This is a genomic window from Paenibacillus sp. strain BS8-2 (assembly GCF_054483835.1).
On sequence record NZ_CM137010.1, the window covers coordinates 5,556,653 to 5,578,895 of the forward strand.

The 22,243-nt window shown below is 49.5% G+C and carries 15 protein-coding genes and 3 pseudogenes; 3 read left to right on the forward strand and 15 right to left on the reverse strand.

Annotated elements, in window-relative coordinates; all coding sequences use genetic code 11:
• Positions 1 to 11: 11 nt before the first annotated feature.
• The 4 genes and pseudogenes from ACX1C1_RS24155 to ACX1C1_RS24170 all read right to left on the reverse strand — a co-directional run.
• Positions 12 to 365 (reverse strand): annotated as a pseudogene (locus ACX1C1_RS24155) (sigma factor); the annotation flags it as partial.
• A gap of 14 nt (positions 366 to 379) precedes the next feature.
• Positions 380 to 986: pseudogene (locus tag ACX1C1_RS24160) on the reverse strand (zeta toxin family protein).
• On the reverse strand, positions 979 to 1,155 hold the full coding sequence (locus tag ACX1C1_RS24165; RefSeq protein WP_458954663.1) for a hypothetical protein: 177 nt from the start codon (positions 1,153 to 1,155) through the stop codon (positions 979 to 981). Before ACX1C1_RS24165 ends, ACX1C1_RS24160 begins: the two are co-directional and overlap by 8 nt.
• A 120-nt stretch (positions 1,156 to 1,275) precedes the next feature.
• Positions 1,276 to 1,503, reverse strand: a pseudogene (locus ACX1C1_RS24170) (sigma factor-like helix-turn-helix DNA-binding protein); the annotation flags it as partial.
• 95 nt (positions 1,504 to 1,598) lie between these two features.
• On the opposite strand from ACX1C1_RS24170, the gene ACX1C1_RS24175 reads away from it, so the two are divergent.
• Positions 1,599 to 1,817: a hypothetical protein gene (locus ACX1C1_RS24175; RefSeq protein WP_458954664.1), complete on the forward strand. Its 219-nt coding sequence runs from the start codon at positions 1,599 to 1,601 to the stop codon at positions 1,815 to 1,817.
• 436 nt (positions 1,818 to 2,253) lie between these two features.
• Here the strand turns inward: ACX1C1_RS24175 and sigK are convergent, their stop codons facing one another.
• The 9 genes from sigK to ACX1C1_RS24220 form a co-directional block, all read right to left on the reverse strand.
• Complete coding sequence (gene sigK, locus ACX1C1_RS24180) at positions 2,254 to 2,952, reverse strand: RNA polymerase sporulation sigma factor SigK (RefSeq protein ID WP_458954665.1); 699 nt, start codon at positions 2,950 to 2,952, stop codon at positions 2,254 to 2,256.
• Between the two features lie 280 nt (positions 2,953 to 3,232).
• Entirely contained in the window at positions 3,233 to 4,372 is a 1,140-nt protein-coding gene (gene ald, locus ACX1C1_RS24185) for an alanine dehydrogenase (RefSeq protein WP_458954666.1), read from the reverse strand.
• On the reverse strand, positions 4,369 to 5,370 hold the full coding sequence (locus tag ACX1C1_RS24190; protein ID WP_458954667.1) for a Gfo/Idh/MocA family protein: 1,002 nt from the start codon (positions 5,368 to 5,370) through the stop codon (positions 4,369 to 4,371). The genes ald and ACX1C1_RS24190 overlap by 4 nt, the downstream gene beginning before the upstream one ends.
• A 20-nt stretch (positions 5,371 to 5,390) precedes the next feature.
• Complete coding sequence (gene nagA, locus ACX1C1_RS24195; protein ID WP_458954668.1) at positions 5,391 to 6,563, reverse strand: N-acetylglucosamine-6-phosphate deacetylase; 1,173 nt, start codon at positions 6,561 to 6,563, stop codon at positions 5,391 to 5,393.
• 27 nt (positions 6,564 to 6,590) lie between these two features.
• Positions 6,591 to 8,579, reverse strand: a complete 1,989-nt coding sequence (locus tag ACX1C1_RS24200; RefSeq protein WP_458954669.1) for an alpha/beta hydrolase family protein — start codon at positions 8,577 to 8,579, stop codon at positions 6,591 to 6,593.
• A gap of 62 nt (positions 8,580 to 8,641) precedes the next feature.
• Positions 8,642 to 9,886: a Gfo/Idh/MocA family protein gene (locus ACX1C1_RS24205; protein ID WP_458954670.1), complete on the reverse strand. Its 1,245-nt coding sequence runs from the start codon at positions 9,884 to 9,886 to the stop codon at positions 8,642 to 8,644.
• Positions 9,887 to 9,957: 71 nt separating this feature from the next.
• Positions 9,958 to 10,827, reverse strand: a complete 870-nt coding sequence (locus ACX1C1_RS24210) for a carbohydrate ABC transporter permease (protein ID WP_458954671.1) — start codon at positions 10,825 to 10,827, stop codon at positions 9,958 to 9,960.
• Between the two features lie 12 nt (positions 10,828 to 10,839).
• A complete protein-coding gene (locus ACX1C1_RS24215) occupies positions 10,840 to 11,763 on the reverse strand; it encodes an ABC transporter permease (protein ID WP_458954672.1) in 924 nt (307 codons plus the stop codon).
• 23 nt (positions 11,764 to 11,786) lie between these two features.
• Complete coding sequence (locus ACX1C1_RS24220; RefSeq protein WP_458954673.1) at positions 11,787 to 13,316, reverse strand: extracellular solute-binding protein; 1,530 nt, start codon at positions 13,314 to 13,316, stop codon at positions 11,787 to 11,789.
• Between the two features lie 256 nt (positions 13,317 to 13,572).
• Between ACX1C1_RS24220 and ACX1C1_RS24225 the strand changes: the two genes are divergently transcribed.
• Positions 13,573 to 15,354: a sensor histidine kinase gene (locus ACX1C1_RS24225; protein ID WP_458954674.1), complete on the forward strand. Its 1,782-nt coding sequence runs from the start codon at positions 13,573 to 13,575 to the stop codon at positions 15,352 to 15,354.
• The gene (locus ACX1C1_RS24230) at positions 15,347 to 17,008 is read left to right on the forward strand and encodes a response regulator transcription factor (protein ID WP_458954675.1); all 1,662 of its coding nucleotides are present in this window, start codon (positions 15,347 to 15,349) and stop codon (positions 17,006 to 17,008) included. The genes ACX1C1_RS24225 and ACX1C1_RS24230 overlap by 8 nt, the downstream gene beginning before the upstream one ends.
• Before the next feature lie 61 nt (positions 17,009 to 17,069).
• Here the strand turns inward: ACX1C1_RS24230 and ACX1C1_RS24235 are convergent, their stop codons facing one another.
• Together ACX1C1_RS24235 and ACX1C1_RS24240 are read right to left on the reverse strand one after the other, a co-directional pair.
• Complete coding sequence (locus ACX1C1_RS24235) at positions 17,070 to 17,864, reverse strand: AraC family transcriptional regulator (RefSeq protein ID WP_458954676.1); 795 nt, start codon at positions 17,862 to 17,864, stop codon at positions 17,070 to 17,072.
• Between the two features lie 155 nt (positions 17,865 to 18,019).
• The gene (locus ACX1C1_RS24240; RefSeq protein WP_458954677.1) at positions 18,020 to 22,207 is read right to left on the reverse strand and encodes a cohesin domain-containing protein; all 4,188 of its coding nucleotides are present in this window, start codon (positions 22,205 to 22,207) and stop codon (positions 18,020 to 18,022) included.
• Positions 22,208 to 22,243: the final 36 nt, after the last annotated feature.

A 22,243-nucleotide genomic window follows, 5' to 3' on the forward strand; every position in this document is an offset into this window, starting at 1 on the left:
CTGAGTGATGCCTTTTCCTTCTCAATCTTGAACTGCACCTTATCTGCCACATCGTCGGACTCTGTGCCAAGGATGTCGATCAAAGTAATCTCGTTCCCCTCTTTGTCCGTGACGACGGGGTCGTGCAAGGATACGTCCTTGTGCGTTTTCTTCAAGCTGCGAAGATGCATAAGTATTTCGTTCTCGATACATCGGGCGGCGAAGGTCGTGAGTTTTGTGCCTTTTCCCGTTTGGAAGCTTTCGATGGCTTTGATCAATCCAATCGTGCCGATCGAGATCAGATCCTCGAGATCCTCACCCGAATTATCGAATTTTTTGACATTGTGAACACAACCCGATGTAAATAAAAAACCGATTACAGTCAGATGACTTAATCGGTTTAACTCTTTAAGTTATTTCTCTCTACGAGCGCTCGCTCAATCATTTCCACCCATTCAGGTAATTCTGGCGTGTACTGCTTTATTTGTGTCCAATCCGCTTCCATTACAATTTCTCCACCGGCACCACTATTATCAATAATCATCAAATGATTAATGAGTACCAAATGGTTAAGTAAATTGTTCATTGAAGTTTGTTGTCGACGTAGTATATCTGATGTTTCAATATGATGTCCACCATTTCGAACACGCGCAGCCACGCGCTCGATGTTAATGCGAACATCACCAAGTCCTACATAAAACATAATAATTTCAAAACCATTCGCTTTCGCCTCACGCATTTGACGAATTACATTGCCGCCTGCAAGTGTAGTCTCAAACCGTAAAATTACGTCTTTGATGAATACATTCTCTTGCGAGCTTAATCGCTTCCTTTCCAGCCGAAACTTTTCGACTCTCAGGATATTCATTATCGATTCCTCGTGCCAATGCATCAGGATCAATATTTTCGCTCACACCTAATCTATCAACAATAAGATTACGAATCGTACTCTTTCCGCTGCCATTATTTCCTGCAAACACAAACATGGTAGCCAAGGAATCATTTATGTTGGAAATCCCGATCGTTCATTCGAACAATATCACCATTGCTGTATTCTTTTACAATTGTACCTTCCCTGGTTTTATAAACGATGTAGGTGTCATTTGCTTTTGCGTCTAATTTTGCACGGTCTCCTGTCAATTTAATTAACTTACCTAGGTCTTGTGTGCGATTCATCTCAACCTCAGCCTCCAGTGCAAAGCATATATTCGAATTATACCATAGCAGCGATTATGCATGCAGACCAAAAAAAGAAGCCGGCAGCGCCGGCTTCCATCACTTCTTCGTTTTATAGAACTAATGATACAGCTTCATCAGCGCCCGCTTAGCAATCCGACTCACATAGCTCAGCGAGATCCCCAGTTCCTTCGCAATCTCCCGTTGCGTCCGTTCTTCGCCGCCATGCACCAGCCCGAAGCGGCCGATAACAACTTCCTTCTCGATCTTGAGCTGCACTTTATCTGCCACATCGTCGGACTCCATGCCGATCGAGATCAGATCCTCGAGATTCTCACCGGTGTTATCAAATTTTTATATCAATGATGATACAATAACATCAAAATATATTTTTTCAGTTATCGTCTAAGCTTGAACTAAATGAGGATCAGCGGGAGCTCCGTATGAAACGTAAGCTCAATTCCATACTCGAAAGCACGAAAGGTCATGTCACATACTTTTCGCATGTCGTTCCAGAAATGCCAGAAACGCGGTCCAGAGATAGCGAACAACGGAATCGAGTCATCGCGGTCGAAATGCGAATGATTGAACAACTGTTCGATTTAAGCAAGTTCTCAAAACCTAAACAAGAGTTGGTGGCGGCGTGGAAGAAATATATGTAGCTCCTGGACTATTAGAATTGTTTGATACAGTCGAAACCATTTCTGACCCTTGGCGTCAAGATCTCGCTGTCTCCAGCATTATCTCGAAGATCTTTGAAGATAACGATGTGGCGGTACCAATTGTTTGTCGTAGGCGGGTTGGTAGTAGCAACCTATACACAAGGAGGGAAGATATTCGGGCTCGTACGATCGTGTTCTAGAATATGAAGCGTGGGCCACAAAAATGATAGGCGTTATGTATGATCATAAAGACTGGTCCTACTGTCATTCGCAAGCAAATGAACGTAAAATTAATCAAGAGTTTGAAGATATTCAGCATTCCGTTAAACGATATAAAGCAGACTACGAAAAAATGATGAACAAAGTCAATGAGCAGTTGAAGGCACGCAGAAGAAAATGAAGAACCTTGCTACCACAAGGTTCTTCATTTTTTGTATCACTTCTTCACCTTATAAAACTCATGATACAGCTTCATAAGCGCTCTCTTCTCAATCCGCGACACATAACTCCGCGAGATCCCCAGCTCCTTCGCGATCTCCCGCTGCGTGCGCTCATCTCCGCCATGGATCAGTCCAAACCTTCCAATGACAACTTCCTTTTCACGGTCATCCAATATGTCCAGGTTCTTATATATCTTGCTCTTCTCGATCTTGAGCTGCACTTTATCCGCCACGTCATCGGACTCCGTCCCAAGGATGTCGATCAACGTGATCTCATTCCCCTCTTTGTCCGTGCCGATGGGATCGTGCAGCGATACGTCCTTGCGCGTTTTCTTCAAGCTGCGAAGATGCATAAGTATTTCGTTCTCGATACAACGAGCGGCGAAGGTCGCGAGTTTCGTCCCTTTGCCCGTTTGAAAGCTTTCAATGGCTTTGATCAATCCAATGGTGCCGATGGAGATCAAATCCTCGAGATCTTCACCGGTGTTATCGAATTTTTTTACAATATGGGCAACCAAACGCAAATTATGTTCGATCAGAATGTTACGCGAGTCCCCGTTGCCATCTGCCATTAGAGCGAGATGCCTGGCTTCCTCTTCTTCCTTGAGCGGTTGAGGGAACGCGTTGTTTTTGACATAAGAAACTAACAAGGTCAACTGTTTAATGAACAAAGCAATCGCCGAAAATATTCCCATCGTTTGTACACCCCCATGCTGTATTGGCAGAACCGCGAATGAAGCAAACGCCTAACCCTTCGGCCTGCGTTCCGGTCCATACACGCTTAATCGTCCGTTGTACATTGTATGTAGGCAAAGGCCCATGCGTGCATGTACGGAAGGAATCCATCTCGTTAACCGTCGTAAGAAGCCGTCCAGCAGCAAAAAAAAATCTTCCTTCACCGAAGCCTGCTGGACACGCAGGCTCGGGGAGGAAGATGAGATAACAATAATTGATTATATTCGACGTTCGATCAATTTAACCGGCTTCCGGTGACATCTGCCATTCAAAGGACTGCTCGTACGTTGCTACACTATAACCGAGTGCATCCGCCGCAGCTTTATTCGTCATCCGCCCATCTAGGGCATTAATGCCCGAGCGAATTCCCGCATTGTCAGCTGCAGCCTGGCGAAGTCCGCGGTTCGCGATGAGCAGCGCATACGGCAGCGTCGCGTTGGTAAGCGCCTGTGTCGATGTTCTTGGCACCGCTCCCGGCATGTTGGCCACGGCATAATGGACGACGCCGAACTTGTTATAGGTTGGATCGTCATGCGTCGTCACTTTATCGGCCGTCTCGAAGATGCCCCCTTGATCAATGGCAACATCTACAATAACGGAGCCCGGTGCCATTGACTGAATCATTTTCTCGCTGACCAGCTTAGGCGCCTTTGCACCAGGAATAAGTACTGCTCCAATGACGAGATCCGAATCCGCAACCTCTTCGGCAATCGCATGCGAGTTGGACATCCGGGTATGCAGTCGACCTCCGAACAAGTCGTCCAATTCGCGCAGGCGCTCCCCGCTCAGCTCGATAATCGTGACGTCCGCTCCTAGTCCGAGCGCGATTCTCGCCGCTTGCGTTCCGACGACGCCGCCTCCGATGATGGTGACTTTCCCTTTCTTAACTCCAGGTACACCGCCGAGCAGCACGCCTCGACCTCCGTACGGCTTCTCCAAGAATTGTGCCCCGATCTGAACGGACATTCTTCCTGCTACTTCACTCATTGGCGTTAATAGCGGCAGCGTCCGATTCACTTCGACCGTCTCATACGCAATGGCGGTAACTTTATTATTCAAGAGAGCTTCAGCCAATTCTGGTTCAGCCGCGAGATGGAGATAAGTAAACAGAATCAGCCCCGGACGGAACCATTGATATTCTACGGAGAGCGGCTCCTTTACCTTCATAATCATATCGGATTGAGCCCACACATCCTCGGCTCGTTCAACCATTACGGCTCCCTCATTCTCATATTCCGCATCCGCGAATCCGCTTGCGAGTCCAGCACCGCGCTCAACCAGTACATGATGTCCATGGGCTGACAGCGACAACACGCCTGCTGGCGTTATTGCAACTCGACTCTCGTTATTTTTAATTTCCTTTGGTATGCCGATTATCATGTTCGATCTCCACCTTCAATGTATTGCTCCTTACCCGAAGCTGCTGCTGCATAGACCGATTCCAACACCTGTATAACATCTCTGCCGTACTTGGGCGGACAACTGGTCTCCCCGCCGCTGGCAATCGCCGTTAACAAATCCTTGTATTGCAACGCGAATGGCGATTCCGAATAGAGCACATCCACCCGCTCGTAAGGACCGCCCGTGCTGAGCCACAGACTGTCGCCCGTCATCAGCTTGATCATCCCTTTCGTGCCAATGATCTCCGTTTCGTTGCGGGCAGCACCTATATATCCACCTTGCATGATGGTTGCCGGCATGCCGTTACCCAGCTCCAAATAAATCATCCCGCTGCCTTCTACGTCTCCCCGACTGCCGTGATAACTTACCGATGCGTTGACTTTGCGCACCGCGCTTCCGGCCAGCCATTGAATTTTATCGATGGAATGTGTCCCAAGATTGGCTAGAATGCCTCCGCCTGATTTCTGTTTCTCCAGGAACCAGTCGGGCCTTGTCGAAAGGTAATAATCCATATGACGGATATCGTTAATCATAACGACAGAACCGATTACTCCGCTCTGGATCAACTTTTTGGCCTGAATATTCTCTGCCATATAATGCTGCGTATGCCCGACTAACACACGAACATCCGTCATTTGTGCTGCATGGATAATTTCATCGCATTCCGCTGCGGATATCGCCATCGGTTTCTCCAGCATGATGTGACAGCCATAGGAAGCAGCAAATAAAGCAGCCTCCTTGTGCAAATAATGCGGAAGCGCAATGGCGACGATGTCCGGCCGCTCCTGCGTTATCATCTCGCGATAGTCCTGATATGCTTTGACACCAAACTTATTAGCGAGCTCCTCTGCCCTCTCCAAATTCAGATCTGCAACCGCGCATGACTGTACACCCTCTAGTGCGGTGATCGCGCCAAAATGATGCCCCGCGATCGCTCCGGCTCCAATGACGGCAACCGTCTTATCGACATTTGCCATGATTCATCTACTCCCCTATGTCAGACCTGTACGTTCCGATTATAGATTGTACGCCCGCGGGCGACCGTCATTAACAATTCGTAACCATCGTCAACGACAATCATATCGGCATCCTTCCCCGCTTCCAGCGTCCCTTTACGCCCATCTACTCCAGCTTGACGTGCCGGAACACTTGTAAAGGCAGGAAGAATTTGCTCCACTGGCATCCCAGTAAACTGCAATGTATGACGCAGCGCCGCAATCATCGTCAAGGAGCTTCCTGCCAACGTGGAACGATCCTTCGAATAAATCTGTCCATTCTCCATCACGGAGTCACCATATTCGCCATCCGGAAGTCCTGCGCACAGCATCGCGTCCGTAATCATGCAGATGCTCGAGATCGGCTTCGTCAGGAAGGTCAATCGTATTACCTCGGGATGACAATGGATGCCGTCCGCGATGAGCTCCACGGTAAGCTCTGGCAGCAGCAGCCCTGCGCCCGCAGCCCCAGGCTCACGATGATGGAACGGCCTCATCCCGTTAAAGTGATGTGTCATATGCGAGACGCCATATCCTACAGCTTCCTTCATCTCAGCGAACGTCGCGTCCGTATGTCCCGCAGATACCGTAACTCCGGCAGCTGAGAATGCAGCAACGGCTGCCATTCCGCCAGGGAGTTCCGGCGCAAGAGTGACAAGCCTCATCGTTCCTTGCGATGCATCAATGAAACGATCTATCATCCTCTCCTCCGGATTGCGAATGTACGACTTGCTTTGAGCGCCGGCCCGCTTCGCATTGAGGAAAGGTCCTTCCAGATGGGAGCCTAACAGCTCTGCCCCCGATACGCCGCTTAACGTCGCATCCGCAGTCACCCTCAACACATCGCTAATGCGTTCCGGATCATCCGTCATCAGCGTCGCAAGAAACGAAGTCGTACCATGCGCCGCATGAAATCGGCTCATACCGTCGAGATGCTCGGCAGTACCGGCCATCGTCTCGAAGCCGCCTCCGCCATGCACATGCACATCGATTAGACCGGGCAGCAGCAGGGCGCCTCCCATGTCCCTGTGCTCGAATTCCCCAAGAGGCAATCTCCCCACATGACTCGAACCAACCTCGACAATGACTCCATTCTCATCTACTAATACATACCCTTTTTGCAGCAACCCGGTTGGTGTCGCCACTGCTGCATTGTGCCATAAGCTGCCTCTCATGCGGCTTCTCCTCTCATTCCTACTGGACTAGAACTTCACGATGCGTCCTACATCTGGCAATTGAAGGTGCCTTATTCGCTTTAATCCACGGAATGCGTCGATTAATTCCGGCAGATCGAAGTGCTGCAGTACCCCATACCAATGGTTGCGGACGTCGTACGTATAGAATCTCGTCTCTACGAGATCAGCAAAGGAATGCGGCATATTCTCCAATCGGATCTCGTCGACTCGATCATCGATGATCCCGGCAAGCAAAGCATAGATCGCCGAATACCCTTGCCCAGCAACACTAAGCTTGGCCCCAGGATTCCGCATGGCGGCATAGTCGATTGCCCTCAATACGTCGAATACTCGCATACCCGCGAGCGGCCTGCCCAGCAGCCGAGCGTCGCAGCCCAGCTTATATTCGGTGCCGAACATCGTATTGTATTCTCTGCCATTGACCGCTTTGGCACGAAATACCCCTGTTCCCCTAGGTTCAAAAACGAATACGCGGCTCTCAGCGGTCAAGTCGACTAACCAATCGTCGTGGGTATGAATACCTTTTGTTCCGTCTTCCAGCAACAAGACGGTCGTGCGGTCCGCCGTATTCTCTTCTCGCTCTATCATGATGCCCCCAACCATGATGCCTTGCTCACTAAAGAACAACGTGCTCTCGTGATGCATCGGCTGTTCGATCAAAAGTCCATTCCGATCTCTGCGCTCCCCATGTATAATGCGCGGGCGGATAGGATCATTGTTCTCCTGTATGCACAGCCAATCGATGACCTTCTCCCTAATCAATCGCGGATTTTGAGCTAGCTCGCGGAGTCTCGCCAACAGATCAGGCACACATTTGGCGTTGTCAACTTGCACCGATATGGCATCGGCATATTCCATCAGAACTTGACCGGATACCGTGCACTGCAGCGTCACGGCTCGCTCGGTTACAATCTCGTCTGCGAGTTGTGCGGTCTCGTCTTCTCCATGAAATTGTTTTACAAACCACTGAACGACAATCCCTCTTAATTCATCGTTAAATGAGTGTGTTCCTTTGGCCATCCCCAGCGAAACATCCGCCTCACGCTCGTATAACGCATACATTTTTTTCACACGCTCGTAGCTGTCCAGTGTTCCCTCTATACAGAAAAAGTCGGACTCCACGGCGCCGATTAACACCGGCTTAGGCGCGAACAACGAAATATAGTCGTCGTAATCCATGCCAGCCTGGATCGCGCCATCCCATATCTGTTCCCCATCCTGAGGCTGACCTGTTTTCAAGTAGGCTTCGCGGGAGGAAATGTAGGTGCACGGTGCCGCGGCGGCGATCCGATCATCCGCAATCATTGCCATAATAGATTGGATGCCTCCGCCGGAATTACCCGTGATGCCGATTCGAGCGTGGTCAACCTCGGTTAACGTACACAAATAATCAACGGAACGGAGCAAATCAACAACAAAATATCGAACGATATGCGAGCCAACCAGCTCGCATTGCTGGCTCAAGTACGTATGCTCCGCATGCCAGCGGACAAGCGTCCTCCCGGCAGCCTTATCGAATCCCTGCATCCGTTCTCCTTGCGAGATTGGATCCACGGAAAGCACGATCATGCCGTTACGAACCAGCTCGATACAAACCTTCTGGTAGATCGGTGCAGCTTTGCCTGATTCAATATGGCCGCATGCGAATACGACAGCGGGATATGGCCCTGTTCCGTTCGTTGGCACATACAGATTCGCTGTCACGTATATGCCTGGCAAGCTTTGGTACACGACTTTGCGGATCTCATAACCATCCCGCACAATGATTCCCGTACAATCGGCGTGCAGAGGCGTGTCCGTATCTGGCATACCTCCCATCATATCCGCAAAATAAGCTTTCAGCTTTGTCCTGCGAACCTCAAAGGAATGGATGTCGCGAATGGATTCTTTCTCCGCAAAGTCGCGCGCGAATACCGATTGCGCCAGCTGCTTCAAGTAGTCGTAGAGCTGTATGTCAACATCATAATATCCGTTTGCATAATCACTCAGGCTCACCCTGATAACCTCCAATTAAACGAATGGCCTCCAGGCCGCATTCGGCCAAGAGACCATATCCATTAATGTAATCCCGTTACAAATCCACGCATATCGACCGTCTCTCCCGTCACGCGGGAGTGCTCGGCTGCGAACGATAGCAGATGGCTGTGCGCGGAGACGAGCCCCGACGACTTGCCTTCGCGATCTCCTCGCTCCAACTGCTTCACGAAGTCCATCATCATCTTCGTGTCCGCTCCGCCGTGACCGCCTTCGATGATTTCGGGAGTCACTTTGTAGCGTTCGCCGTTAAAGCGGATGATCTCGAGCTCGTTCATCTTGTCATACCCGCGAATCTCGCCCGCGGTGCCCATGATCTTGAAGCTGCGGGTGTTGTCCGTCGAGAAGGCGGACATCGTGAACGAGACCGTCACCTCGTTGTCGAACACCAGATTGACGACCTGATGGTCGACGACGTCGTTGTCGCAATGGAAGACGCATCTGCCGTAAGGCCCTTCCTTCAGCGCCTGCCAGCGCGTCTCCAGCTTGGGAGTCAGCGAGACGATGCTTTGTGGCCATTCGTCCTTCTCGTTGTAATACCATTTGATCGCGGAGAACGGGCATTCATGCTCCACCTTACATCCGTCGGTGCATCGCTTCGTCGAACCTTCCGGCGCATTCTCCGGTTTGAAGTACGACAAGCTTCCGAAGGAGGATACCTTCAGGCATTCGCCTCCGACGATATGCTGAATCATATCCATGTCATGGCAACTCTTGGCGAGAATCATCGGGGACGTCTCGTCCTTGCGGCGCCAATTGCCGCGCACGAAGCTGTGCGCTTGATGCCAATAGCCGACGTTCTCCGTCCACTGGATGTTCATGATCCGGCCGATGATGCCGCTGTCCACGAGCTCCTTTAATTTGTTGAAGTAGGTGGCATAGCGCATCGTATGGCATACGCTAAGCGCGCGTCCCAGACGTTCGGCCTTCTGCGCGATTTCCAGCGATTCTCGCGGACTCGTCGCCATCGGCTTCTCCAGGATCAAATCATAGCCGAGATCCAGCGCCTGCATAGCCGGCGCATAATGATCGGCGTCCTGCGTGCAGATAAACAGCGCCCTGCAGAGCTGCGGCTGCGCAAGCAGCTCCTCCCAGCGTGCGAATGTCCGCTCCGGCGGAATGCCGTGCTCCCTCGCGAAACGCTCCCGTTTCTCGTCGTTCGGCTCCGCTACCGCCACAAACTTGATTTCGTTCGGCCGTTTGAGCGCGTAGGAGGCATAAGCAAACATGCCTCTGCCGCCGGCGCCAAGCAATGCCGCTTCAATCATGACTGTCCACTTCCCATCCTCGTAGTCATTCTATCGTTGTCTCCGGTAAGAAGGGGGCGTCGGTCATTCGACTACCCCTTCACCGAGCCTAACATGACGCCTTTAACAAAATATTTTTGAAGAAACGGATACAGCAGGAGAATCGGCAAAGTCGTTGCCATAATCGTTGCGAACTTTAATGCGTCGGTCGTAACCAGATCACCGCCTACCGAGGCTTGCACCGCCATCTCAGTGGCAAGCGTTCCTTTAATGATGAGATCTCGCAAAATCATCGTCAGCGGGAACAAATCCGGATTTCGCAAATATAGAATTGCACTGTAGAAGTTATTCCATATACCTACTGCTGCAAACAAACCAATTGCTGCATACACGGCCTTCGACAACGGCATAACGATGCGGAAAAACAATCCGAGATCGTTAAGGCCGTCGATCCGACCCGAATCATACAGCTCCTCCGGCAGCCCTTCAAAGAAGGTGCGGAACACAAGAAGATTAAACGTGCCGACCGCGCCTGGAAGCACCATGGCCCAAATCGTATTGAGGATGCCGATTTCTTTGATGACGAGGAAGCTCGGAATCATGCCCCCGCCGAACAGAATCGTGAATACGATGGCCAGCAGGATGCCTTTGCGGAATATCATCCGTTTCTGCGATAATGCAAAGGCTCCCATCGACGTTGCCATTAAGGTAATCGCCGTCCCCAGCACGGCGTAAAGAAGCGTATTCCGATAGCCTGTGCCGATACGAGGATCGGCGAACACCGTTTCGTACCAGCCAAGCGTAAAGTCAACCGGCCATAAACTGACCTTGCCTTGCATGACGGCTAACTCGCCGCTGAGCGATACGCTGATCATGTACCAGAAAGGATAGAGGGTGACGACAACTACGACAAGCATTATGATGACGTTGACCACATCGAATATACTAATTTTCTTCTTCATGTTGTGCCCCTCCTACCACAGACTGGTTTCCTGCGTTCGTTTGGCAAAGAAATTGGCGGCAACGATCAAGACAAAACCTACCAACCCATTGAATACGCCAATCGCCGTCGCATAGCTGAAATTGCCTTGTGCAATACCGACACGGAACGTGTAGGTTGCAAAGATATCTGCAGTCTCGTACACCATTGGATTGTACAGAAGGAATACCTTCTCAAAGCCGGTGCCAAGTAGACCGCCGATATTAAGGATGAGCAAAATAATGATAATCGGGATAATGCCGGGTATCGACACATGAATCATCTTTTTCCAGCGTCCTGCTCCATCCAATTCGGCCGCTTCGTACAGATGAGGGTCGACGGCTGATAGCGCGGCCAAATAAATAATCGTGCCCCAGCCAATGCCTTGCCAGATGCCTGAGGATACATAAATCGACCGGAAGAAATCGGATTGGGATAAGAAGTAGACGGGCTCAATTCCAAACCATCCGATAATGACATTGACTAATCCTCCGTCAGGCGACAAGAACATCGTGATCATACTGACAATAACGACATTGGATACAAAGTGAGGCAGGTAGCTGATCGTCTGCACGGTCCGTTTGAATATGCTGCTGCGCAGCTCATTCAGCAGCAAGGCGAGAATGATCGGAGCGGGGAACCCCCATACAAGAGAGTACACGCCGATCAGAAACGTATTGCGCAGCAGCTTCAGAAAATCAGGATTCTCGAATAAGAAGATTTTAAAATACTTCAAGCCCACCCAGTCACTTGCCCATACGCCTGCAAACGTATTGTAATCCTTGAAAGCTACCACGATGCCGAACATCGGAGCATATTCGAAGATCAGGTAGTAAAGCGCTGCTGGCAGAAATAATAGCAACAAGAACTTGCTATCATTTAGTCTCTTCAAAAATGGTCTTCGCCGAATGACGTTCATCTATGGCAGCTCTCCCTTCTTTATTATTTCTGACGAGCATAAGCTTGTTCATATACGGCAAGCACATCATGAAGTCCGAGATCCGTAACGCTCTTCACATACGCATCCCATTCGCTCATTGGACGTTGGCCGATAATGAATTTACTGATATTTTCGGACACGTATGTTCCAATCGCTTCTGTTTTAAGCGAAATGGAGTCGCGCTCATCTTTCGTAAAGATAACGGATGGGGCAATCGGCCCGATATGTTTACTTGCTTCCTCGTAAGCTGCTTTGGTTTCTTCATTGAACAACGAAATATTTGCCTCATTATCGAACCAGTTGCTTACGCCTGATGTCCGAAGACCGAAGCTCACTGCGCGGGTAGCGGTATCTTTTACGATAGGCAAATATTTATTTTTGCCGTCAACCTTCTCGTACGTAATACCCTCTTTGCCCCAGCTTGCGATCTCTTTGCCTTGCTCTGTAAACATGGAATCAATAAGTGCAAAGGCTGCATCTTTGTTCTTGGACGTAGTCGTAACCGTCAAACCTTCTTGGAAGATGAACTGATTACCATGGTAGCCTGGTTTGCCAGCTCCGCCTGGAGGCGTAAATTGAGCCATTTTGAAATCCGGGTTCGCTTCACGGGCCAGACTGTTGTACGTATCAATATTATTGATATAACCATAAAGGATAAAGGATTGATCCGTTGTAATCATTTCATTTCGTTTGTTGTCGTCGATGGTGCCAAATTCAAGCGGAATCAGCTTGGCTTGATAAGCATCTGCCATAAATTGTACGGCTTCTTTGTAGCTGGCTTCTGTTGGACCGAACAACCACTTTTGCGTGTCTTTATCAAAGAAGTACGAGTTCGACGTCCCGAAGCTAATAGCGAGCTGGTTCATGACTCTCGCGTCCGGAGCAAACAACGGATAGCTGTCCGGATAAATCTCTTTAAGCTTGACTAGAACATCAAACAATTCATCGTAGGTTTTTGGAATTTCAATGTTATTCTTTTTGAATACATCTTCACGATACAGCCACAATCCGTCCCAATCCCCATAAGCGCCTTGAGCCGGGTTCATATACAGCTTGCCGTCCGTAGAAAGCAGCTTATTCGTGATTTCTGGATTCTGCTCAATCCAGGCTTTCAAATTAGGCATCTTGTCCATATGTTCGTTCAGGTCGACCAAAGCGCCCTCGGAGCCATGTTTGTGGATGATGTCAGGACCCGACATCCACATCAGATCCGGCATATCTCCAGAAGCGATGATCAGCGGAATCGCCTCCCACCAAGCCCCTTGATATCCTTCTACATCCAACTTCACATTAGCCAATGCGCCAAGCTCTCGATAGACCAGCCAATCCTTGTTCACCGGCCACGCTGAATGATTCTGAACCATCATCGTCAATTCGGTAGGCGGCTTTGCTTCCGGCTCTTTTGTAGCCTCGGTAACCGTACTGCTGCTCGTAGGACTTGCTGTCGGTTCGTTGTTGTTCCCAGATGAACATGCCGCGATAAGCGCAACCATCATGGCAAACGTAATGGCCGTAGATACTCTTCTTCTCATAGCATTACTCCCCTTCGCTTTGACTATCGATTAACTTACAATTTCATCATAATCTACCTTCTGACAGCACGAAATAAACCGATATCTACAATCGCCGACCATTATTAACTTATTGATTATCCGAATTACATACTTTAATAATCGCATCTCGTCTATGAATGTAAATATTCGTTTACATAAGTTAAGGTTCGTTTAGTCCGACAAAGTGTCTTTTTTGCTATAATTATTAGTAGATACGCGTCAAAGGGGGATTCATTTGGTTCGCACTTGGAAACTCTTAATCGGATTTATTGCCAATCGATCCATACTAACGAAGCTAATTGCCAGTTTATTGCTGATCGTAACACCTCTTTACGCTTTTAACTTTTATATTACGAATATTGGCGCCGAAAATAACCGGAAAGAAATCGAGCGCGCGCTAACCAATTCCCTGCAATCCTATAACAATATTCTAGACAATGAGTTTATTCGGATCCAGCAAATGATGTCCAATAGTGCGATCAAAATCGCATTTTTGCATGTCGACCAATTCAAGCCTAATTTCACCTATGCTGAAGAGATATCCTTTCTGAACCAAATCTCCCCCCATCTGACCCAAATCCAATATTCAACCCGCTTCATTAAAGATACGATTGCTTACCTCCCTTTGCTTCATAAGAGTCAGGCGGCAATCGGTGGCAGCAGCAGTTTCGATCCTATAGCGTTCGCTGGTTTAAGTAAACCATCCAAACCGATTCTAAGCTGGAATAATCAACTTTATATTAACGCTCCATTTGTTACCTCTGCTACTGCAGAACATGGCGATAGTTTATTTATTCTAGCTGTGCAACTATCCGAATCTACGATATCCTCCTATATGTCTAACATTATGAGCTTTACTCGCGGCGGCGCTGTCCTTTTTGATTCAGAAGAAACATGGCATATCTCTTCCGGTCGCGATGATCCCATGTCGGAAGAGGTCTTGCATATGATTAACGAGAGGGAAGCCTCTTCAACCGTTGTTGAGCATGGCCCCCAAATCGTGACCTATCACATTCAAGACGAACCTTATCTTATCGTCTATGAACAAGCGCCGAACTCAAACGTTATTTTGGCTGCGTTTGCTCCCGAATCCGAAATTTACGGCTCGCTTGACATTTACAATGAATTTTTTTATATCCTGTCCTTCTTAACGATTCTAATCATTGTGCTGCTTTCCTTCGGACTTTACCGAATTATTCACAAACCGCTCAAGCTGCTTGTCCAAGCGTTCCGCAAGGTTGAGCTCGGACAGATGAAGTTTGACCTTGCGCATCGCAATGACGATGAATTTGGTTATTTGTATCGGCGCTTCAATATGATGACCGATACACTCGACAATATGGTCAATGTGATCTACGAGCAGAAACTGCTCAATCAACGCTCGGAGCTCAAACGATTGCAATCCCAGATAAACCCGCACTTCTTATATAATAGTTTTTTTGTTCTGAAGCGTTTAATCCATACCGGCAACAAAGAGAAGGCCACTCTGTTCGCCGGTTATCTAGGAACATATTTCCAATACATGACGAGAGACAGTTCCGATGAAATTCAGTTACAGGAGGATTCCCTTCATGCTAAGGCCTACGTCGACATTCAATCCGTCTGCTTCGATGAACATGTGTCCGTGTCTTATGGTGACATGCCGGATGAGATTCAAAGATTGATGGTGCCGAGGATGATTATCCAACCTCTCATCGAGAATTGCTTCGAGCATGCATTTGAGAAACAGCTTCAGCAAGGAATTTTGCAGGTCCGCTTCCATTTTGATGAAAGCTTTGTTTATGTGGAGATCTCTGACAATGGCAATCAGCTCGATGATGAGATACTGGAGCAAATGAACGCATCGCTGCACAAAGAAGGCAAAAACAATGAAGAAAGTACAGGAATGGTGAATGTGCATCGGCGTATCCGGCTCAAATTCGGCGAGCAGTCCGGCCTCCGCTTATCACGCAGCGAGCTTGGCGGCTTACAAACCCAAATCGTGATCGAGAGAAAGGATGTGGCACAAGATGCTTAAGCTAATGATCGTTGACGACATGCGAATTATTGCTGACGGTTTATATGAATTGTTTTGTGAAGAGCAGAAGGTGCCTCTTCAGGTGTTCAAGGCCTACTCGGCTCCTGGCGCTTTTGCCATTATGCAGGAGCATTCGATCGACATCATCGTATCCGATATCAAAATGCCGGAAATCTCGGGGCTCGATTTGCTGCGGGAAGTGAATCAATTGCAGCCTGATTGCAAGGTCATCTTTCTGACCAGCTACCATGATTTTGAATATGCTCGCGAGGCGATCACACTCGGCGGCTTCGACTTCATCCTGAAGACGGAAGGAGATGAGCGCATCCTTCAATCCGTCTATCAGGCAGCCGAAAAAGTATTGGAGGATCGTAATTCCCAGGAGCTTATCGACAGGGCACAGGCCCAGTTTCGCCAAGCGTTGCCCTCGCTCCAACGCGAGTTTTTTCTCAGTATGATGCAAGGAAGAGAGTACAGCTCAGGCGAGCTCGCAAAGCAGTTCGAGATGCTTCATATCGATCTTGATCCTCATCAGCCCCTTTATCTCATCGTAGTACGTATCGATCGCTGGAAACAATCCATGACCTGGTCAGATCGAGCGCTGCTGCTCTACTCCGTCCGCAATATGATGAATGAATATTTGTCCGAGAGTGTGAAGGTCATCACGCTGAACCATAATGATTCCAATGTGATTGGTATGTGGCAGCCCTCGAATACGATAGATGAGGAAAAGGAACGAGCCAAGTCTCTACGATTATGTTACGGCATACTGGAAACGATTCAACACCAATGTCGCGAAATACTTAAGCTTCATTTGTCCATCGTTCTCAGCTCCATGACGACATGGAGAGAGCTTGGCGACAAGCTCCTTCATATGGAATTTCTCATGCAAACCGGTATCGGTCTGACGCAAGAGCTGTTCATGACCGAAGACGAGTTGCTCAGCAATCAGCCTTTGCCTGTTGTAGCGGACCCCGATACGATAGATACCGGCGTGTTCTTAAAACTGGCGCAGTTTTCATCATTGTCTGGACTGCTCGCCAGCGGCAAACAAGAAGAGTTTCTGGAGTTGTTTGATAAACTAGTAACGATGGTGCGGGTTTCGGGAGATCACCTTGGTTTGCGGCTGGAAACACTGCATGAACTGGCTCATGTGTTTGTCAGCTTCATCAACAGACGTCAGCTCCTCCCTTTAATCTCGGAGAAATTCGGGCTTGAGCCGCTGCTGTCCATCCACCCGAAGCTCGACTGGAACCATTATACCAACTATTATAGAACACTGGCCCTTTACCTCTTCAAGCATGCTACGATCGATCAAAAAAATCATTCCGACCGGCTTATACAAGATATCGAGCATTATATTATTGAACATCTGCACACGGACTTGTCTCTTACAAGACTAGGAGAGCATGTGCATCTAAATCCCACTTACCTATCAAGATTATACAAACAAATTACCGGCAAAGGCATCTCTGAATATATTATGGAGGCCCGTGTGGACAAGGCAAAGCTGCTGCTCTCGCGCAACGACAAAAAAATTCACGAAATCGCCGAAGAAGTCGGCTATCAATCCGGTATCGCCTTCACCCGTTTCTTCCGAAAGGTGATGAATATCGCTCCTCAGGAGTATCGCGACAACCAAAAGCTTCATTAATAGCAACAAGCAGACCCCGCCGAAATTTGTCTCGGCGGGGTCATCTTTGCGATCATAATCGTTAACGTTCAAGCTGTGTCAACTCTCGTTCCTGCACCAAGACAGAAGGAGGAAATCCGTATACTTTTTTGAACACTTTATTGAAATAGGCTTGATCACAGAAACCCACGTACTCTGAAGCTAGCCTGATATTTACATGTTTTTGAGAGAGCATATCGCGGGCTGCGGCCAGCTTTACTTGATTAATATACTCTTTGACCGTCTGTCCGGTCATCCGTCGGAACATGGAGGAAATGTAATTAGGAGAACGATCCACCAGCATGGCGAGCTTGTCTACTCTTATATCCTCACGGTAATGCTCGAGCACGTAATCTTGTATTTTCGTAATAAGGATTGCTTTTGGTGCAATATACTGCGTCGTGTCAAACTCCCGATTCATTCTCCCAAGTATATTTGTAATAATGCCCGAACAGACATGCTCGTAATAAGGAAGTTTTTCTATCCACTGCATAATTAATTGAGCGAATTGCTGTTTCATATAGCCATATTGGCGAGCTTTTACAACAACTGGAGTAGATGTCTGCAACATTGGCAATTGCTGCCCCTCAGACGGCTTATAAATGAACGTCGCCCAATATTTCTGATGATAGTCATCATCCGCGTGGTAGGACTCGAGCACGCAGCCCTCCGGCACGAATAACAAATCCCCTTCGCATACCTTCAGAATATTGCCGTCGATCCGACTGATCATCTTACCCGAGCAAATAAGCGCTATGGAATAGACATATAATCGAGACGATGGCTGCTTCCAGTTCGGGTCTCGATCGTCAAAGCCAGCTCCAAATAATTCGATCATACCTACGCTCCAATCCTTTTGTGAGTCTGCATTCAAGATTATTGTCATGTCGATTCAAGCATGATGAATGCACCGAGGTAAGCTGGAATAAAGTTAGCGTAAAAATGTGGTGTCAGGGAGCAATCCCTGACACCGCCTTTCTGTTGTCCTTCCGACTATGGCGTGAGCCCGTCAATCGGTTCTTCCGACAAGATTACGCGAGATTCGTAGAATGTAGTCGGCTCTTCGTAACCGGAGTTGGTCCAGCCCCAAATATAGCCGTTGCGGAAGCCCCCCCCTCCTGGACGCGCTCCCATATTTAAGGTGCGTTGATCCGCTTTCTTGGTGTATTCTGTTTCTCCTTCCTTGCGGAGCCACACGACAACTGTCCCGTCATAATCGGTAGGACTGGATGCCATCTTGATATAGAAGACGACATCGATCCAGATCCCCACATCTTCGCCGCTTAGGAATGGGACTTCAGGCGTCAGGGTGTTGGGCTTCTGCCCGCTGCCAACCCCATCCACAGCGACACTAAAATTGATGTTGCTTCCGTTGCCGTTGACATCACCCGGATAGTTGTTTGGCGTCAATCCGAATATTATGGTCGGACTTTGTCCATTTGAGCTGTATCCGTCAGAATAGAACACCTGGAATTTCCTTCCCCTATTTTGTTTCCTTCGCTCGCTTCCGGTCGTGGTCAGGTCTTTCGTCAGGTTGGTTAGCGTCGTATTCCAATGCTGATTATACAGGGCGAAGGTAGCATCCTTCAGCGCAATGTAATCGCCTTTTTTGTACTGGATGATACCATGTACTTGCGCGTTTGAACCTAGCACGTAATCGCCGATCTCCCAGTTGGCCGAATCGGCTAATCTGACGATGACGGTATCGCGTTGGGTATAATTCTCGGGAATCCAGATCCGCCGTTTGAACCAGAATTCGGAGAGCTCCGGCATGGAGAAGTATTGCTCCGCTCCCAGTGTTCCGTCCCCAAACGGGTCATCACCTCCAGCATAATGATACCTCGCACCGCGTTCAGAAACACCCGGTGCTTGCTCTACTTCACGGGCACTGTTCTTCCAATCCCATCCGTCCTTGTCAACCCATTCATCCCCCGCAGCGAAATTGTAATCGACAAGTACGCCGCTAGTTTCGCCCGGCTCTTGAGGAACGGTCGTAATTCCAGCCCAATCATTCAAGATCATCTGAGCGATGGCCGCAATCGCCTCGATCGTAATTTCGCCTTGGTTCAGGATATCGGCCACGGCGATGTCGGCCCACTCAGCATCCTCATCTGTGACGCCGAAGTAGTTCGCGACGATCGACAAGTCGGCGATGGACACCCCAGTTGCGCCTGGCACAAGCGTAATAATCGTTGCATTGTAGTCCATGACGGCTTGGTCAAGCGTGTCTGCCGCTTGATCGACTTGAGCTTGCGTAGCGGCTGTGTTGCCAAGTACCGCTTCGGCTGCGCCGACAGCATTCGTTAATGCCGTCCTTGCCCCGCTCGGGTATTGACCCAGCTTGGTTCCTGCAAAGGTAGCGCTCAATCTGGCTTCCGCTGCTGTGATCGAGGCTTCAAGCTCGGCAAAGTTTGCCGGCAACGCGACAATAACCGACGCTTCGAAGGCTGCGATTGCGGCATTTAATGCCGTTAACGCCTGATCGATTTCATTTTGCGTCGCCGCACTGTTCGTGTACACCTGGTCTGCCGATTCAATTGCATTGTTCAGCGCTGTTTTTGCGCTTGCCGGGTACTGTCCTGGCAATGTGCCCACGGCTGCAGCGCTATGCATCTGCTCCGCTTCGACAATACGATCTCCGAGCGCTGTGCTGTCGATGACGACAATCGATGCGGTCACCGATGCGTTCGCAGCATTCAACGTTTGGCTAATTCCATTCGAGGCGGTTGTAAAATTCGTTAAGGAGATCGATGTATCTCCCGCCGCAGCCGATGGTTTGATTTGTCCGTTCAGCCTAATGAGAGCGGTCTGCTCGCTAATATCAAGCGGCGCTCCCGTCTTGGCGACAATAAGTCGAATCTGTCCTTCGTTTTCTTTGACGGAGCTTACGATTGCGGAATTCGGCACAAGAGATTCAATAGCCGAATCCGCCAATCTTACAGCGGCTCCGTTCGTCACCGTGGCGAATGTCACCTTGTCCGGATCATAATTTACGATAACATCCGCTGCATGGAGCGATCCAACACCACTTGCTCCTATAGTAAGCTCAAAGGAATCGCCAGGCTGTTTGTCCAAGCTGTCGATAGCGAGCGTGCCTGTTGCTTCGGCAGGCAAAGCCTCCTGCGTGGCCAAGCCGATCTTGGAACGGCTGATCACGAAGTTATCGAAGTACCGTTCCTGATCCTGCGGCGTTCCGGCGTTCCAATAATTTTCGAGCGACACCCAGTTCAGTCCGTAGCCTGCGCCCGGGCCAATCTCGTAGGTACCGATCCAATCCAGATTGGTATTGCTCATCTCCAGCTTATCGTCAATCCAGACCTCGAATATCCCGTTCGATTGTCCAGGATCGTTTAATTTGACACGAGCTTCAACCGCATACCAGGAGCCCGCATGGTTTTCGTCATACATCGGCGTAGTCGATTGACGAGCGCCTACATAGCTATTGTTGGCAAAATCATTCCAACCCGTGGATTTCAGGTTGCCTTCTTCGTCAATCCCTCTCACTGCCTCCGATACAAGGTAATTTTTGGACAGGTTATTGCCGCTCCACACGACGGCGGTCATCGCCTGCGCCCAGTTGCCATTCTGGAGGGAGGTGACGCGAGCGAGTTTGTCGCCGCCTCCGCCCGTCCAATCCTGTTCGTGCTTCACGTAGAAGCGGTAATAAACCTCTCTCAAATCCTCGTTCTGCGCTGCAACCGAATTCAAGTAAGCGTGAGGCGTGCGGCCGATTGCAACCTTAATGGCACCGGTATCATGCTGGTCGCCATCGGCTTGTCTGTATTCCGCTTTCATGCCGGAGGAGCTGCCGAGGCCGACGCTGCCCGTGCGATAGAACTGCTCTTGACTCGTGCGTTCGAAGTATTGGCTGGAACGATCTTGTTCAAAGTCGTCGCAGAACAGCCAATCCGTTTGTTGCTGCTGGCATTCGTTGACAAGAATCGGATCTGCTTGTGCGAGTGTTACGGTATACGACTTGCTCGTGATGCCGTCGGCAGCCGCAACGTCGATCGTTACCTCATCGGTTAAGGTGACGGATGCTCCCGGCGCGAGGACGGTTCCTTCCACGCTGACGCTAGCCTCGGCAACAGCCGCTTCGGGCGTCAATTGCGCGCTCGTTACCCCATGCGGAACCGTGAGCGTATAGCTGGTCACGTTCGGCTGAAAATGCGGGGTCAGCTTGCCGACGCTTTTGCCAATGTTGCTTAAATTCGCGTTGGTTTGTACGTCGAGCTGAGGATCTCCGATTCGCTCGCGGCTGACGATCAGATTGTCGAAGACTCTGAACTCGTTGTCGCTTCCTATAGGACCCGCAGGATCATTGTTGTTGTTATAGATCTCGATGGCATTAATGCCATAATCCGTATAAGAGCCCACCCAGTCGATGCCTTCTTGGCTTGATTCCAGCTCGCCGTCAATCCATAGCTCATAGACGCCGTTCGTCTGGCCGGGATCGTTGAGCTTGGCATGAATTTCGATCATTCGCCATGCGCCTGCTTGGTCCGCGCGCATGATCGGCGTCGTGCCGGTTAATTCGGCTTCTACAGCTGTACCGGTCGGCTGTCCGCTCGTGTCGAATTGACCGGTGCTCAGCTTGGAGACCAGTGTGCCGTCCGCATTCGGATGGTCGATCTCGATTTGCATAATCGGCGTATCGCCGGCGCCATAACCATATACGCGGGCTAGCGGTCCGTATTGGATGACGCTGTCTCCGATCTCTTGCGTCTTGTTGCGCAGGAAGAAGCGCCAATACAAGTCGCGCTCGGCAATCGCCGGATCGCCGGCAGGCTTATATACGGCGTTGTCCGGCGTTTTGCCGACGGCTAGCTTCAGCTTGGTGCCATGAATCGGGTAGGGCTGACCTTCAAGCTTATCGCCTTCATAATAGCCGAAGTAAGAGGCGAGGGCTCTAGAGTTATAGAGACCTTCCGTTCTATGCAGAAGACGCCCCCAGCGTTGAGAAAATCCGTAATATTCAGTTAATTTGTTCGTTTCGAAGGTATCGCAGAACAGCCAATCATCGTCCATAAGATCACACTCGTTCACGATGTATGGTTCTGCTTGCGCATTAGGAGCCGGATAAACAGGGGACAGGCTGACAAGCAATGTGAGGGCAACAAAGATGACAAAGAGCTTTGAGGATGAGATGGGTCGGATTACTCGGTTTGCTAATCCTGGCATACTAGTTCTTCCTCCTTCATCAATTGGAATGGCTCG